The organism is Chungangia koreensis (assembly GCF_042651785.1).
Lineage (GTDB): Bacteria > Bacillota > Bacilli > Bacillales_A > Planococcaceae > Chungangia > Chungangia koreensis.
The window spans coordinates 134,608-150,794 of record NZ_JBHSEC010000003.1; the positions used below are offsets into that span (position 1 = coordinate 134,608).

A 16,187-nucleotide genomic window follows, 5' to 3' on the forward strand; every position below is an offset into this window, starting at 1 on the left:
ACATCATCTGGGTGCTTTCTTCTTTAATTAATATCGTTCTTCTTCTACCTCGAATGTATTCGTTTTCCGATCAATCTTGGCCTTAAACTGATTTTCTTTCTTGTCCTTACGGAATTTAAGGACGATGGTTTCATCATCAACACTATAGATATAAATAGAGTGTATTGGTCCCTCTTGCTGATTTTCAATAAAATGCCTGATGGACGCGCTAATATTCTCATAGAGTTCATCATTTCGCCAAACGATCTTTGATAGTACCCCATGTTCTGCATTTATTTGTTTATACTCGTCTTTAATTAAGCTTCCCACTTTTAAATCCTGAATCGAAATATTCTCCCCATCAATCGTTTCCAACAGGTCCTCATCCAGGTATTTATAGCTGTTGCCCATAAACACACTGTCTTTTCCAACACCTTGTACAATTTGATAGTCATTGATATCATCATAAGGTGTCGGCTCATTGTTCGGAGGAATATGTTCAATTCGTTCGATACTTTGTTTTTTGGTATTAAAATCATACGTCACTTCAAATGTATCCCACGTATCATCCTGCAAGTCCGCCACCCGGATAGTATAGCTCTCCCCACTACGACCGATATAGTTAAACATGATCACCGGATCTTTGTAGAGAGGACCCTCGAGGACAGACTTGACCCATTCCTGGACCCCCGGTTTTTCTTCTGATTTCAATAGTGTCAACTTATTCAGTTTGGCTTCTTTAATAATTCCGTCGCCTTTATATTCACGATAATCCACTTTAACAAAATCACCAATTTTCAAGGAATCCTTCGTAATAATTTCCCCTGAATCCGTCTCAAGAACCGAGTCTTTTGTTAGGGTATAATCGGCCATCATAACCCGGAAACCATTATCATAGATTTCGGAAATATGTCCATTATCAACTCCATTACCTCCCGCCTCTCTCTCCTTTGCGACGGACGAGATCTCTCGAACAGAATATTCGTTTGTAAGGAGATTGATCGTAGCTGCATATTGTTTTTCAACAGATATGTCATAAAATCGCAGATGTATCCATTCATTCCCTACCCCAGATATCCACGTCCCTGTCATCAATCCACCTTCACGATTTTCAATAAAATGCCTGATCGCATGACTTACTTGAATGCTCTCTTTATCAGTTTGCAGCTTTACGATTTTAGCATAGCTCTTTCGAGGATACGTATTTTCATCTATAATGCCTGTTGAATGTAACTTTATTAAGTCGCCTGGACGTAAATTATCAATTGTCAGCTTTTCATCGTAACTATTTACGACTTTTGTACTCTTTACTATTTTGTAGTAAATATCATCGACTAAGATGCTATCATCGGTAACATCTGTAATCACTTTAAAATCTAAAACCTTTGAAAAAGGAAAATAACTTGGTTGTTCCAAATCTTTATTCTTTGAATCCATAGCAGGCCCTGCATCCTTAACAGTTAGATCATCGGCTGGTCCTGCTTCTTTATCTGTTCTCTCCTTTACAGGTTCTGTATCATTTCCAAAAAAGTCTGGTCCTACATCTTGCTGGCCACAACCGGCTACCAATAAAATTAAAATAAGTAAAGTTAAAACAGTTTTAAACATTTTTCTCCCCCTCTTCGCTGCTCATTTGAAATTTGTGGGATTATCCTATTAAACAAGTAGTCGTGTTACATTACCAAAAGTTTCAAGAAATGTGTAGGAAAATGAATAATTCGCTTTGTCGAGTAACTTGCGAATCCATGTCGATTACCTACCGGATGTTTGTCGACTACCTACCACTTCGGGAATCCACCACGTATTCCTGGAACACTTTGTCGCCTACCTTGCGGATCCATGTCGACTACCTTGCGCTCACGTGTCGCCCACCTTGCAACTACTTGTCTACTATCCCCCTTACTATCCCCTCTCCTTTTCCACAACCACAAAAAACAGCCGGCTCAATCGAAATTGAACCGGCCGTTTTCATCATTTAACTTTAAATTTCGTTATACTGTCCTTCACCATACGTGTACCTTGAGAGTTCGTTACAAAATGCGTTACGACAAGTCGGTATGCTTTACCAGATTGATAGCCTGCAGAAGGTGCGTTGACGATAAGTTTCGTTCCGTCACTTCCCTTTGCTACAGTTACTGGCTGGCGGACACCGTACTGATCTTCCACGTACACATATTTCGTATTTAGCAAGGAACTGTTCATGTTTTGACTAAATGTTACTGTGAATTGTTTATTCGCGGGTACAACACGGTCATTGGAATTCGATGTGAATGCCAATTCGTTTGTTGGACCATCATGGTAAACTGTTTGAAGTTTATCGAACCAGATTGAACTTTTGTTCTTCTTAGCAGAAGATGGTTCAGCTACATAGATTTTATTCAACTTTAAAGGTGCTGACAGATTGGAAGGGACTGTTGCTTCAACGTACTTCCATCCTGTCCAGTTCAAGCCGCCATCATTTGTGAAGTCGACTGTCACTTCTTTTCCATTGCCATCGGATAATGAGCCTCGGAGCCAGTGGTTATTTCCGTCTCCGTACACCCAAACACCGATTCTGTCAGGTTTTCCTTCAAGCGCAAGCCCATTCGTCCATGTTACGTATGCAGCGGAGGTATCGTCTTTATATGACGTGAAATCGTAATTCAATTTCAATGAGCTGTTTCCATCATGGGCGTTCAACTTCGTGTCAGTTGAAATAGATGCATTGGCACGGATTGTCTCTGCTTTTAATCCAGTAGTGGAATCAAACGTTCCAAGTACTAACGGTTGATTTGAAACAGTGACTGGAATCGTTACTTTCGTTGAACCGAATGTGCCGACGATGGAGCCTGAACCTTCAATGTTTCCTGAAGTAAATGTTGTTCCGTTTAATGAACCGATATTACCATTAACTGTCCAATTTACTGCTGAAGGATTGAAGATAACCTTCTGATTACTACTAATTCCTCTTACACTAAAATCAGCTGTTTCTCCTGTGCCCAGACGAATTTTCTCAGGTGTTGCCACTAATCGATCGATTGAATTCGTCACTGTGACAGGGATGGAAATAGTAGCTGTTTCATAAGTAGCTGTAATCGTACCTTTTCCAGCATTTGTACCTACGAATTTATTATTCTCGATAACTCCAACATTGTTAGACACAGATTCTAATTTCAGCTTGGAAGAATCAATTGGTAACGCATTGTAGTATTGATCCAATACATAGTTCACTTTGTAACCGACTGATGCCCCGACAGCAACGATGCCATCTTCTGTTTGGGTAACATTGACATGCTGAGGTGTACCGATTGGTGCTGTACTGATCGCCTCAAGAATCGCAGATACTCGGCGTTCTGATCCATCAGAAGGACGGTTTGCCAAAGTTGGATAAGTCGCCCCGTAATTTCTTGTAACCATCGTTGTGGAACCGCCGCCATCCAAGTTAATAGCATTGTAGGCACCGATGGATACCAAATAATTCGCGAACTCTGTTAGCGTCATCCCTTGGCTGTAACCCGATTGCTTGCCATCCACCGTAACGAAGTATGCCGTGTTGCCAGTTGCATCAGTCGCAACTGCTGTACGTGCAGTACGTTCAGTTACACGAGGAGATTTTGGATCAATCGTCATATCGACCCTGCCGTTTTGAACAAGCAATGGACCGGAAGCAAGCATGAACTGGGCACCTTTCCAAGACGAATCCACATCTACAGAAAGCGTGACAGAATCACCGACTTTCATTGAAGTGAATTTTGATGCTTCAGTACCTGAAGCGGAAATGACATATCCGTCATCCGGAATAGTAGCGGATGTATATTGTCCATATGGACGGATTGCGGAAACTGTACCAGTAACCTTTTCACCAAATTTCAATTGGGAGTCGACTTTCTTTGAAACTCCGCTTACGACAACTTCGATCCCGTATTGGTTTTGGCGAGTTTTATCATTCGGCCAGCTGGAAGTATATAAAATACTTTCATTGTTGTCTCTTAATCTATTCATCGATGTGAGCGAATAGTTTGCCCCATTATGCTCAATCGTGTGAGATAAATTGTATTTACCGACTTTTGCCTTCTTGTCTGCTGTAACTCCGAACGCAGCAGGTGTATGCATGTAATCATTGAAGTTGGTTGACACATTTCCTAAGTTCACAATCCGGTCATTTTCAGCTAATAAATATAGCGGGAAGCGATCTTCCCATCTGAAAAATGATGCGTTGACGGCACCAACAACATGGTGCTGATCATATGTATGAGCTTTAGATAATGCAGAAACGGACTGCAACGTATTTAATGGATTTGAAACCCCATATTCAATTTTACTGTACGGATTCGTCAAGTCGACTGAGAGTTTATTGACCTTTTGAGGATATCCTCCTACACTCGTTGACGTTGACTCATGGTTGATCCCCGGAGAGAGAGTCGCGGCGGATACTGTGAAACTGCTAAAAACTAAGACGGCTGCTAAAACTGTAGCGAGAATTTTTTTAACCTGCATTATGTGACTCCTTTCGACATCTCTTTCAAACTCTAAGTATACTAAAAGAATTGGAAAAAGATATAGTCCAGAGGACATAAAAATGGAAAAAGAACCCAAAAGAGTTTAAAAAACTCTAATGGGTTCTTCTTCGCGCCATCAACCAAGCACCACATTTATTGAATACAAAACAGGAATTTTACCTACGTGTTTATTGTACCATATTTATGAAATCTTACAAGAAAGATATTCATATTTGCCTAAACTATTCCACAGAAATTACTTCAGGTGGATCAAGTGTTACATTGCTTTCAGCACGGTAGATGAAGAGTGCAAATTCGCCTCTTGTAATGTTTTCTTTTGAGCCGAAAGTGGTGGCTGTTTTACCTTGCGTAATGCTACTTTGCAGCAAAGCCGCAACATATGGCTTAACAGTCGAAAGGACATCTGTAAACGGCATATCATAAGAAGTTGCCTGCAAATCGTATGTAAGAGCAATCACTTTAGCCATTTGCTCACGCGTCATAGATTGGTAGCTTCCGAATGTTTTCGAATTGATCCCGTTCATGATGCCGTTTGCTGCCAACGCATTTACTGCCCACTGGCGGTCCTTCGGAACATCTGTAAAACCTGCATTCGGATATACCGTATCAGGCGTGAACCCGTTAACACGAGCAATCATGACAGCTGCATCAATACGTTTAATTTGGTCGGAAACGCCGAACTGTGTATCACTTTGACCTTGAGCATATTTTTTATTCACAATATGGTTGACGGCATCTCTATATCGATCATTCACGTCCGTAAAAGCCGCTAATGCGGAGAAGGACGGAGCAAATAGAAGTAACAATAGAGAAATAACAACGATGGATTTTTTTAGTTTCATTCTCAATCCTCCAACAAGTAGTTTAGTAGAGTTTACCAATAGATTGGAAACAATTCAATTGGACAAATGGACTATTACGGGACAATCTGTTTCACAAACGGAATTTTTTGGATGATCCACGTGAGAATAAAGGAAGCAAAGAATATGCTGATCCACACAAGCGGTACCGCCAGTACTGGGTGCACCCAATACTCGTCAAAACCGATGCGTCTTCCGTAAAGCTGGACTATCGGATGGATCAAATAGATGCCCAAACTTGCCGCACTTAGCCTTTGAATGAATTTATTTGCCTTAAATACATGACCATACTGCTGAAACAAAACAAACAGGAAGATTCCGATGACCACGACATTCGGGCTAACGTATTGATAGAGGAATCCGTCCAGTTTCCCTCCATTTTTCAATGTAAGCCAATACGTGCCGTAAGCAGTCACCCCATAGCCGATCAAAGCCAGCACGCCAAGATAAGGGAGTGACTTCTTTGGCAACGGATATTTTAGCAAATAGGCTCCCAATATAAAATAACCGATATATGTACCGAACAAGCCAGCTTGTAATGCAATCGAAAATCCTTCAAATTTATTCACGAATGGCGCCAAACTGGATAGGACAAACCAGCTGACAAGGAAATATTGAAGCAATTCTTTCGTTGAATGCTGGACAATTTTTTGTAGAAACGGCGTCATTAAATACAATCCAATGATCGTATATAAGAACCATAGGTGAAAGAACACCGAATCGGTTAAAAACATTTTAAGCATCTGTTTCCAAGTGAAATCTTCAAACCACATCACCTGGCGGTAAATTAAATAAATCAGGCTCCATATTACGAGAGGTATGATGACTTTTGAAAAACGCTTCTTGAAGAAATCGCGTAAGCTTTCTTCTTTTGTGCGGGTCAATAGCAATGCACCGCTTATGATAAAGAAGATCGGTACGCTTACCCGAAGAGCGGAGTCAATCAGATTTCCGTACCACCAAACATTTGGTGCCTTAGTATAATTCGTGACATGCTGGGCCACAACGTGAATGCCGACTACAGAAAAAATTGCCATCACACGAAGCCAATCCATATAATCATAACGTTCTTTCATCAGGACAACCTCATCTTTCCTACAATTCAGTAAAGAAACTATATCACAAAAAAACACCCTCTCAAACTTAAGAGAAGGGTGTTCGAAAAACTTATATTTAGCTGTGAGTCAGCCGAGGGAATAAAATCATTTCTCTGCAGATGCTACCATGACTGCATCCGCAACCCGTTTTGCCCCTACATAACGCTTGCCCCAATAGTATGGGTCATTCAATTTATCAACGCGTACGCCTCTTGAAGAAGAAGCATGTGCAAATTTGCCATCACCAATATAAACGCCTACGTGTGATACACCTCTACCGGACGTATTGAAGAACACAAGGTCGCCTGGCTCAAGATCTTTCTTTTCCACTTTGTCTCCAGTCGCATACATTGCTGAAGAAGTTCTTGGAAGATCTACACCGACGGAATCAAACACATATCCGATGAAACCAGAGCAATCAAAACCTTTTGTTGACGTACCACCATAAACATATCTTGTACCGATTAAACTTTTCGCTACTTTTGTCATTTTATCTGCATCCACACTGGCTGCAGCTTCTGCACTACCCGTGAATGGGCCTGCCGCAAACATGATCACTAAAGAAAACACGACGAAAAACTTCTTAGCTACATTATTTCTCATTTGCCCCTCCGAGAGTTCTAATTTTCTGTAAATTCTATCTGTTTTCACTTTAACACGGATTAAACCTTTTGAACTTTACAGTTATGTAACAAATCTATTACAAAAGAAATAGATTGTAACTTGGACAATCTATCATTTGGACCATAAAAAATAGGAGAAAAGCCTGTTATTTCGGCTTTTCTCCTTATTTAACTCTATTATGACAAATCATTTAAATCGGTAATCACTGTTACATCGGGATGATTTTGCAAAATTGTTACAGGACATTCTTCAGTTACAGTTCCTTTAAACAATTGATTTAACGCTTCACGCTTCTTCTCGCCAAATGCTAGTAAGATGATTTTACGCGCCCTCAATATAGAAGAGATTCCCATCGTCAATGCCTTTGTCGGAACCGCATCTTTATTCTCAAAATATGGGCTGTTTGCGTCAATGGTCGATTGCGTTAAATTCGTAACATGTGTATTCGAAGTAAATGGAGTCCCAGGCTCATTGAATGCAATATGGCCGTTTTCTCCGACGCCCAATAATTGAAGATCAAGCGGATGATCACTGAGCAGTTGTTCATAACGATTACATTCCGCTTTCAAATCTTCTGCACTACCATTAGGGATATACGTATTCTCAAACACTTTCTGGTTAAATAGCTTTTCTTTCATATAATAAGCATAACTGTTCGGATGCTCAGCCGTTAAGCCGACATACTCATCCAAGTTGAATGCCGTAACATGACTAAAATCTAAATCCGTTTTGGATAATTCTTTATAAACAGGCTCCATCGTTCCACCTGTCGCAAGTCCAAATGATTTTAAATCACCTCTATTAAGTACATCTTCTATAATTTCAACCGCTTTCTTTGCAGCCTCTTCTTTCGTTTTCACAGTAATGACATTCATTTAATCCCACCTGACTATGTTTCTATTTCCCTTAAGTGTAGTAGGAAATGAAAACACGGTCAACTAACGAAAAATCCCAATCTAATTATATGAAAATGACCTGCCGGCAATCCGAACAGGTCATCGTTTCTTCTATATTATGAGTGATTTGACAATGCCACGCGTTCAACTGCGTGAGCTACCATTTGGTGAACTGACGGGTCGAGCGGATGAGGAACAAGATCCCCTTGTTTCGTACTTGAAACAATGGCTTCGGCTGCAGCAATCATCATCGGATAAGTAATTGCAGAAGCGCCAGCATTCAAGACACCACGGAAGATTCCCGGGAAGCCTAACACATTATTCACAAGGCGGCCATCTGCTGCATAAGCAGCTCCTGCCTTCAATGCTTCCTTCGGCTGGATTTCTGGGTTCGGATTCGACAAAGCAAGGATGACTTGTCCTTCACGAACCATTTCCGGTTTAATCAACCCTTCTACCCCAGTTGTTGCAATGACAATATCGCATTTTTCCATAATTTCTTCAACCGAATTAAGAACCGTGCCGCCATACTCGCGAAGTCGGTTTGTCGCCTCTTCTTGACGATCGGTTCCCCACATTTCCTTGACCCCATATTCCATCATCATCCGGCTGATCGCCAAGCCGGCCGCACCAAGGCCGATTTGACCGACCACTGCATTTTTCAAGTCTACTCCAGCTGCTCGGCAAGCGTTCAAAGCGGCGGCAAGTGTGACAACAGCAGTTCCGTGCTGATCATCATGCATAACCGGAATCTGTAATTCTTTCTTCAACCGCTCCTCAATTTCGAAGCAATGGGGTGAACCGATATCCTCCAGTAAAATCGCACCAAAGCTTTGATGGATATGCTTCACTGTTTCCACGACCTCATCCGGATCGCTCGTATTAAGCAAAATCGGGACTCCACTAATACCAACGAACTGGTCAAAGAGGACCGCTTTCCCTTCCATAACAGGCATGCCTGCTACGGGACCAATATTTCCAAGGCCTAAAATCGCGCTTCCATCAGTCACGATTGCAACGGAATTGCCAATGCTTGTGAAATATCGTGCCTTATCTGGATTTTTTTCAATCTCTAAACAAACATTCGCTACACCAGGAGTATAAACACGTCTCAAGTCTGCGAGAGAACGCACATCCACCCTGCTTGTCATATGAATTTTCCCGCCTTCATGGGCATGCATCACATCATCGGAAACCGCAAGAATATCGATTCCTTCACCCGCATTCTTCATTCCTTCAACAATTTGTTCAAGAACTACCTTACTGCTGCAAGTTACAGAAATATCACGTACTGTGGACATCGTCCCCATTTTAATCGTTTTTATATCACCAATTTCTCCACCTAATTCACCAATAACCGTTGCGACTTTCGCAAAGTTACCGGGAATGGATGGTATTTCGACAATAATATTACGCAGTAGATCTCGTGCCATACCATCATTGCCTCCCACTTGTTGTAAATACGTCTAAAGCCATCCCCTATTGTACTACTAAGGTCATAAAGTGACAACAAAGCAATTATTTGTCGGAAACAGGTGAATCTTTTAGTTGAGCCACAATTCGCATACAAAAAGACAGCCCCTCACAATGAGGAACTGTCTCCAAAAATTTATTCCCTTAATGATTCATCTTCCCAGCATTCCGCTCCCTTTAATCCAGGAATAGAGCTTGCATGGAACTCCGGATTTTTTCCGGCCTTACGCTGTTTAACATAGTCATTAAGCACTTTGAAGGCAACTTTTCCTATGATGAAAATCACGATCAAGTTGAGTATTGCCATCAATCCCATGAACAGATCGGCCATATTCCATACAAGGTCAACCTTTGCCATCGCACCAAAGAACACCATGGCCAAAACACCAATACGATACAATGTCAGCCATATTTTATTGCCGTTCATGAACTCGATATTCGTTTCACCGTAGTAATAGTTCCCGATAATTGAACTATACGCAAAGAATAGAATGGCAATCGCCAAGAAATACGGAGCCCACTCCCCTACGTGCACCGCAAGGGAATTCTGCGTTAAGACAATACCTTCGTGCTCGCCGGTATCGTATAATCCGGCTAAAATGATGATGAATGCGGTCGCTGAACAGATGACGATCGTATCAAAGAACACACCAAGACTTTGTACAAAGCCTTGTTTTGCCGGGTGCGATACATTAGCAGTAGCTGCTGCATTCGGTACACTACCCATACCGGCTTCATTGGAGAACAATCCACGCTTAACCCCTTGCAGAATCGCTACACCGATGGCACCGCCCACTACTTCATTCAATCCGAAAGCACTCTCAACAATAAGTGAAAAGACTGCCGGTATTTCAGAGAAGTTAACGATAATGACGTAAAGCGCAATAAGAATATACAAAACTGCCATAACCGGCACCAACACTTGTGTAACTCTCACGATTCGATGGACTCCACCGAAAATAATGATGGCCGTAAAAATGACTAAAACCAACCCGATCATCCATTTTTCCCAATTGAAGACATTATTGAACGATGCAACGATCGTATTTGCCTGAACGGAATTGAAAATAAAACCGAAAGACACAAGCAATAAAATAGAAAATGCAATGCCGAGTCCTCTGTTGCCTAATGCTTTTTGCATATAGTAAGCTGGACCACCGCGAAACGAATCCCCATCTCTCACTTTGTATACTTGAGCTAATGTACTTTCGATAAACGCCGTTGCCATTCCGATCAAGGCAACGATCCACATCCAAAACACTGCTCCCGGACCACCAATCGCAATCGCAATTGCTACACCTGTAATATTACCTGTTCCGACACGTGATGCCGTACTGATCGTAAACGCTTGGAATGGCGATACCCCTGTTTCCCCGTCCTTCTTCTCCGTTATGACCCGGAACATCTCCGGGAATAAGCGAACTTGAACAAATTTTGTTCGGATCGAAAAGTATAAGCCCAATCCAATCAACACATAGATGAGAATATATTCCCATAATAAAAAATTCCCTTTATCAACAATCCACTCCAGAATACTCATACCTTCACCTGCTTGAAATTTTTATGTAAGTGCCCTATGAAGTTATAGCGACCAAATATTTTTACCCCATCGTTAGTGACCTAAAACCAATTCGTCATTTCCCGGGAAATTCCGACATGAAAAAGGCGGGTTTGGTCCCCCGCCATTTTTACATTATAGGTTTTGATTAAAAGGTCTTCGAGACTGGTGTTCAGTCGCTTCATCAATAGGACCAAATGGTGCCGGCCCTAAATTCGGATCAATGCCTGGCGACTGTTCATCCTGCATCCGGTAATCATCATTGACTACCGGTTCATCTGATCCGTCATTATCGTCGTAAACCTTTTCTGCTCCAAACAGTTCCTCCCGGTTGTTTCGAACGATTGGATCCTCTTCCATTGAAAATGAAACATGATCCTCTTCCCTGACTAAAATGTCATCATTCTGGAATGTCTGGCCATGACGGAACCGGTCAATCGGCTCATCATAATTATTTTCAACATGGAATGGAATCTCTTCAGCCGTATTCAACTCGTTCGAACCGTCTCCATCTGACCAACGTTCACGATCCATCATCGGATTTCCCTCCTCTATGGAAGTCATATCCCTATTGTGAGCTTCACTGAACAGGATTATTCCACCCTGATCCAACCCATTATTGATAAATCGAATCTCCTGATCAGAAAAGCCGATCCCTTCCAAATTTCCATTCGACGCTTCATTGCCGCCGAACAACGACATCATCTTACTCTTCATATTTCCTAAATCATGCACCTGCACATCCGAATACTTTCTCACCACCCGCAGTTCCGATGGCTTCTTTGATAACACATGTATATCGTTTTCTTCAAAACCCATGCTTGTTAACTCATCAAGCTTTGCATACATATCCTCTTCTGAAAGAGCTATCTTCAAAACTCGATTTTCCATAGTATAACCTCCTCGGGTATTTGATAAGTTAATACCCCGGGAGGTGGGAATCGTAAACTACTTGCGTCTTGAATAGGAGGTGGTGTATTTGGAATTCCAATGCTCGGATAGCGTTGTTCTATGCTCGGATAGCCAACTTCTATGCTCGGATAAGTAGTTTCTATGCTCGCATAAGCTCTTTCTATGCTCACTTGACCATATTCTGGTAGTCGAAAACGTATTTAGTATGCCTTTTTTCACCAATTGCCGCTAATTTCATTCCTATTAATATGCGTGTAGCTACATGGCGGTCACCAATCCCCAAAAACCATCGACATTCCCGGTTCGTAATCGTATCCCCCACTAACATAAAATACTCTTTCATCGTTTTTTCATGAGCATTCACATTAAAGAAGCCACATTTTCTGCAGAACCATCCACGTATTACTTTCTCCATCCCTAATCTCCCACACTTCTCACATTCCACCCCTGTCAACAAATCCTTCGGGTCGATGCCCCACCGTTTACACATCGGAAATGGCTTGAACCCCCGATGTTCTAATTTCAACTGTTCACCTATTTCCTTCATCTGTGATTCGCTTATTCTGGTCTTCCCCTGCCGAATGCTTCTTATATAAGGAGGAACCGCATTCGGGAAGAGGACGGTCATGTTAGTATGATTTTCAAATTTCTTAGGATATGGCAGAACGAATGCCCGATATACCGGGAGCTTAATACCTCGCATCTCCAGCCATCTACTCAAGTAGTATGTGGACTTATCCATTTGGGATAAATCGTATGCCCGCTCCTTACCATCTTCATATTCCTGCTCAACACGCAATGGATTTGAAAGGAAGTTGATTTTTCCTCCCAAATTTTTGATTTCAAATACAAATAGATAGTTTTGGGTAATTAATAATGAATCGACTTGGAAGTCTTTATTAAGTGAAAGATCATGGAGAAAAAGGTGGGGGACGCCGAGATGCTGTTTCTCAATAATGCGGTCGAATTCTTCTTCACCGCCTCTCCCGGCTTTAGCGGATAAGAACCTGTCCTGAATCATGTAGTATTTCTCATGGCTTTTCGATAGCCGTTTTAATAACACTTCATATCCTATAAGACTGATCGGAGAGTCTCTACCTTTAATAATCACACTTGTCACCTCAAGGCGAGAATAGCATGCTTGTCCGAATAAAGGAATGGCTTTTCACAAGGTTGCATTTTGATGGTCGAAATCAGGCCAAAACCACGTTTTAACCACGAATAAAGACTCCTACCTGTAACTCTTGTAATAAATTCGAAAAAATTCAGTTTGTTTCCATGCTCCCCCAGCGTGGTATAGATAGCCTGTAACCAATTCCAAATAATTTCTTAGGAGGAATGTGCGATGGATAAAAAATATGTTGGTACTTTCCATACTGAACAAGGTGTATTTAACGAGATTGAGAAACTGAAAGCGCAAGGTTATACGGAATCTGATATTTACGTCATTTCGAACAATCAAGATGACATTTCCATGCTACGTGGTCGGGTAAGCGCCGATACACTGGACGCTAAGACAACAGAGAACCGTGGATGGATGGACAAGTTCATGGACTTCTTAAGTGGAGAGGAACCGGTCCGCGGCGCATTCACTGACATGGGATTCTCCGATGAAGAATCCACTCGTTTTTACAATGAGGCACGAGATGGTGGAATCTTAGTCTTCGTAGACCGTGATTACGGCGACAAATTTAGCTCAGGTGTTACTTATGATAATACTGATGCAATTAACGAAGATGGCATGAGTTTAACAACACCAGTAGAAAATCAAGGTCTTGGCGAGACGGTAAACAGGGCAGACACGTATGATACGACAACGAATCGCGACTTTGCCGATACGGATTTAACCGAAGAACAACGACTTAGACTTCATGAAGAAAAGTTACTCATTGATAAAGATGAAGTTCAAACGGGTGAAGTCAATGTAAGCAAGCATACAGTTACCGAACAACAATCCGTTGACGTACCGGTAACTCGCGAAGAAGTATACGTTGAACGCCGGCCGGTAGATGGCGAATACGACGCGTCATCAGCGGATTTTAATGATAACTTTAATGACGATGAAACGATTCACATTCCAGTAACTGAAGAAAAAGTTGAAGTATCGAAACGTCCAGTGGTGAATGAAGAAATCGTCGTAGGTAAGCGTAAAGTCACGGACACAGAAACTGTAAACGAAACGGTCCGCAGCGAAAAAGCGGATATCGATGAGGATACTTTATCGGCAAGCGACCGATTCGATCGTGACGGAAAAACATTCAATAGCGATCTATTAAACGATCAGTATGACGATAATAATTACGATAATAACCGACCACTATAATGTGGTTCTCTCCCTCGGCAACTGCCGGGGGTTTTTTTGTGCTCATTTTTTAACAAGTTTTTCACATCCTAATGTTTAACACATAATTAAAACGGGTATTAATGTATCTCAAGTTGCGTTCATGCGACAAAAATAAAGAGAACCCCTATTGGAGGAATGAGTATGCTCAAGTTCGAAAATGTCTCGAAGGTCTACCCCGGAGGAAAAGTGGCGGTGGACAAACTGAATCTTGAAATTCAGGAAGGTGAATTTATTTGTTTCATCGGCCCTTCCGGCTGCGGAAAGACTACAACGATGAAAATGATCAATCGACTCGTTAAACCGACTGACGGAAAAATATTGGTACGAGGAGAAAACATTCTGAAGAAAGATGTTGTCGAGTTGCGTCGTCATATCGGCTACGTGATCCAACAAATTGGATTATTCCCACATATGACGATCCGGGATAACATTGCCCTCGTTCCACGGTTATTGAAACAATCAAAAGAGGAACAACATAAAAGAGCTGAAGAGCTCATACAACTTGTAAATATGCCAATGGAGTTTCTAGACCGCTACCCACACGAACTAAGCGGTGGACAACAGCAAAGAATCGGTGTACTGCGGGCACTTGCCGCTAATCCCCCATTAATCCTCATGGACGAGCCATTCGGAGCGCTCGACCCTATTACACGTGATTCCTTACAAGCAGAGTTTAAAAATTTACAACAATCCCTTGGTAAAACGATCATCTTCGTTACGCATGACATGGATGAAGCGATTAAACTTGCTGACCGGATTGTCATTATGAAAGCCGGTAAAATCGTTCAGGTCGGAACACCGGATGAAATTCTTCGTTCCCCTGCCAATGAATTTGTAGAGGACTTCATTGGTAAAGATCGATTGATTCAAGCGCAACAGCATTTCCAAACCGTTGACCAGATCATGAATTCTAATCCCGTTACAATTCGCCCAGAAGGCACTTTATTGGAAGCAATCAGTTTAATGAGGACACGTCGTGTCGACTCATTACTTGTTACAAATAGTGACAATGTATTGGAAGGTTTTATTTCCATCGAAATGATTGACCGGACAAAAAACTACGATACCCCCATCTCATTCATCATGAAAACTGATTTACCAACTGTGAAAGAGAACACACTTCTCCGTGATGCAACACGTAACATTCTTGTACGCGGACTAAAGTACGTTCCTGTTACAGATCATGAGAATCGCTTGATCGGATTAGTAACACGAACAAGTCTTGTTGATGTCCTATATGATTCCATCTGGGGCGAAGAAGATTCCGAAACCTTGAGAGGTGAAGCATAATGGATGCGTTCACTTCCTTTTTTGCAGAATATGGCTTACTGCTTGCCGAGAAAACTTGGGAGCATCTTTATATTTCGTTTATTGCACTTCTATTAGGCGTGATTGTGGCTGTTCCAGTCGGAATATGGCTCGTCCGACTTCCTAAAATAGCGGATTTTGTCTTAGGCGTCGTCAGCATCATCCAAACCTTCCCGAGCCTTGCCATTCTTGCATTCTTTATTCCTTTATTAGGAATTGGAAAGCTTCCTGCGATTGTCGCGCTCTTCCTTTACTCGATGCTGCCAATTTTACGGAACACGTATATCGGCGTTAAAAATGTCGACAAAAACCTGTTGGAAGCAGCTCGCGGCATGGGGATGAACTCCTTCGAGCGCGTGATGAAAGTGGAACTTCCCCTTTCAATCCCAGTCATCATGGCTGGAATCCGTGTTTCGGCGGTTTACTTAATCGGATGGGCCACTCTTGCATCCTTCATCGGAGGCGGCGGTTTAGGCGACTTCATTTTCGATGGACTAAATTTATTCAGAACAGATTTGATCGTTGGCGGAGCCATTCCAGTTACTTTGTTGGCTTTAATAATTGACTTCCTTCTTGGACGACTTGAATATTACGCGACGCCTAAAGGAATCCGTCGTAGAGATACAGTGGCATAAGG

General features: G+C 41.9%; 13 protein-coding genes. 3 read left to right on the forward strand and 10 right to left on the reverse strand.

Annotation, left to right across the window (positions count from 1 at the left end; all coding sequences use genetic code 11):
* Positions 1-27: 27 nt before the first annotated feature.
* The 10 genes from ACFOZY_RS03925 to ACFOZY_RS03970 all read right to left on the reverse strand — a co-directional run bounded on the left by ACFOZY_RS03925 (position 28) and on the right by ACFOZY_RS03970 (position 13,009).
* On the reverse strand, positions 28-1,587 hold the full coding sequence (locus ACFOZY_RS03925) for a hypothetical protein (protein ID WP_378152483.1): 1,560 nt from the start codon (positions 1,585-1,587) through the stop codon (positions 28-30).
* A 363-nt stretch (positions 1,588-1,950) separates the two neighbouring features.
* On the reverse strand, positions 1,951-4,455 hold the full coding sequence (locus ACFOZY_RS03930; RefSeq protein ID WP_378152485.1) for a phosphodiester glycosidase family protein: 2,505 nt from the start codon (positions 4,453-4,455) through the stop codon (positions 1,951-1,953).
* A 244-nt stretch (positions 4,456-4,699) separates the two neighbouring features.
* Positions 4,700-5,320 carry an S-layer homology domain-containing protein gene (locus ACFOZY_RS03935; RefSeq protein ID WP_378152487.1) on the reverse strand — a complete coding sequence of 207 codons (621 nt, stop codon included), beginning with the start codon at positions 5,318-5,320 and terminating at the stop codon, positions 4,700-4,702.
* A gap of 74 nt (positions 5,321-5,394) precedes the next feature.
* Positions 5,395-6,414 carry an acyltransferase gene (locus ACFOZY_RS03940; protein WP_378152489.1) on the reverse strand — a complete coding sequence of 340 codons (1,020 nt, stop codon included), beginning with the start codon at positions 6,412-6,414 and terminating at the stop codon, positions 5,395-5,397.
* Positions 6,415-6,540: 126 nt separating this feature from the next.
* Positions 6,541-7,038: a C40 family peptidase gene (locus tag ACFOZY_RS03945; RefSeq protein ID WP_378152491.1), complete on the reverse strand. Its 498-nt coding sequence runs from the start codon at positions 7,036-7,038 to the stop codon at positions 6,541-6,543.
* 197 nt (positions 7,039-7,235) lie between these two features.
* Positions 7,236-7,934: a glucosamine-6-phosphate deaminase gene (locus ACFOZY_RS03950; RefSeq protein WP_378152493.1), complete on the reverse strand. Its 699-nt coding sequence runs from the start codon at positions 7,932-7,934 to the stop codon at positions 7,236-7,238.
* Positions 7,935-8,071: 137 nt separating this feature from the next.
* Positions 8,072-9,388 carry an NAD-dependent malic enzyme gene (locus tag ACFOZY_RS03955; RefSeq protein ID WP_378152495.1) on the reverse strand — a complete coding sequence of 439 codons (1,317 nt, stop codon included), beginning with the start codon at positions 9,386-9,388 and terminating at the stop codon, positions 8,072-8,074.
* Between the two features lie 176 nt (positions 9,389-9,564).
* Entirely contained in the window at positions 9,565-10,968 is a 1,404-nt protein-coding gene (locus tag ACFOZY_RS03960; protein ID WP_378152497.1) for an alanine/glycine:cation symporter family protein, read from the reverse strand.
* A gap of 153 nt (positions 10,969-11,121) precedes the next feature.
* Complete coding sequence (locus ACFOZY_RS03965) at positions 11,122-11,877, reverse strand: general stress protein (protein ID WP_378152499.1); 756 nt, start codon at positions 11,875-11,877, stop codon at positions 11,122-11,124.
* A 187-nt stretch (positions 11,878-12,064) separates the two neighbouring features.
* Positions 12,065-13,009, reverse strand: a complete 945-nt coding sequence (locus ACFOZY_RS03970) for a nuclease-related domain-containing protein (RefSeq protein WP_378152501.1) — start codon at positions 13,007-13,009, stop codon at positions 12,065-12,067.
* A 234-nt stretch (positions 13,010-13,243) separates the two neighbouring features.
* On the opposite strand from ACFOZY_RS03970, the gene ACFOZY_RS03975 reads away from it, so the two are divergent.
* The 3 genes from ACFOZY_RS03975 (at position 13,244) to ACFOZY_RS03985 (ending at position 16,185) form a co-directional block, all read left to right on the forward strand.
* The gene (locus ACFOZY_RS03975; RefSeq protein WP_378152503.1) at positions 13,244-14,221 is read left to right on the forward strand and encodes a DUF2382 domain-containing protein; all 978 of its coding nucleotides are present in this window, start codon (positions 13,244-13,246) and stop codon (positions 14,219-14,221) included.
* Between the two features lie 162 nt (positions 14,222-14,383).
* Positions 14,384-15,532, forward strand: coding sequence for a betaine/proline/choline family ABC transporter ATP-binding protein (locus tag ACFOZY_RS03980; RefSeq protein ID WP_378152505.1), 1,149 nt, complete (start codon positions 14,384-14,386; stop codon positions 15,530-15,532).
* On the forward strand, positions 15,532-16,185 hold the full coding sequence (locus ACFOZY_RS03985; RefSeq protein WP_378152507.1) for an ABC transporter permease: 654 nt from the start codon (positions 15,532-15,534) through the stop codon (positions 16,183-16,185). Before ACFOZY_RS03980 ends, ACFOZY_RS03985 begins: the two co-directional genes overlap by 1 nt.
* Positions 16,186-16,187 lie beyond the last annotated feature (2 nt).

What these genes read in the sequence shown, in the direction of transcription:
- ACFOZY_RS03925 (WP_378152483.1), bottom strand. Translation starts at nt 1,587, where the DNA reads ATGTTTAAAACTGTTTTAACTTTACTTATTTTAATTTTATTGGTAGCC.
- ACFOZY_RS03930 (WP_378152485.1), bottom strand. Translation starts at nt 4,455, where the DNA reads ATGCAGGTTAAAAAAATTCTCGCTACAGTTTTAGCAGCCGTCTTAGTT.
- ACFOZY_RS03935 (WP_378152487.1), bottom strand. Translation starts at nt 5,320, where the DNA reads ATGAAACTAAAAAAATCCATCGTTGTTATTTCTCTATTGTTACTTCTA.
- ACFOZY_RS03940 (WP_378152489.1), bottom strand. Translation starts at nt 6,414, where the DNA reads ATGAAAGAACGTTATGATTATATGGATTGGCTTCGTGTGATGGCAATT.
- ACFOZY_RS03945 (WP_378152491.1), bottom strand. Translation starts at nt 7,038, where the DNA reads ATGAGAAATAATGTAGCTAAGAAGTTTTTCGTCGTGTTTTCTTTAGTG.
- ACFOZY_RS03950 (WP_378152493.1), bottom strand. Translation starts at nt 7,934, where the DNA reads ATGAATGTCATTACTGTGAAAACGAAAGAAGAGGCTGCAAAGAAAGCG.
- ACFOZY_RS03955 (WP_378152495.1), bottom strand. Translation starts at nt 9,388, where the DNA reads ATGGCACGAGATCTACTGCGTAATATTATTGTCGAAATACCATCCATT.
- ACFOZY_RS03960 (WP_378152497.1), bottom strand. Translation starts at nt 10,968, where the DNA reads ATGAGTATTCTGGAGTGGATTGTTGATAAAGGGAATTTTTTATTATGG.
- ACFOZY_RS03965 (WP_378152499.1), bottom strand. Translation starts at nt 11,877, where the DNA reads ATGGAAAATCGAGTTTTGAAGATAGCTCTTTCAGAAGAGGATATGTAT.
- ACFOZY_RS03975 (WP_378152503.1), top strand. Translation starts at nt 13,244, where the DNA reads ATGGATAAAAAATATGTTGGTACTTTCCATACTGAACAAGGTGTATTT.
- ACFOZY_RS03980 (WP_378152505.1), top strand. Translation starts at nt 14,384, where the DNA reads ATGCTCAAGTTCGAAAATGTCTCGAAGGTCTACCCCGGAGGAAAAGTG.
- ACFOZY_RS03985 (WP_378152507.1), top strand. Translation starts at nt 15,532, where the DNA reads ATGGATGCGTTCACTTCCTTTTTTGCAGAATATGGCTTACTGCTTGCC.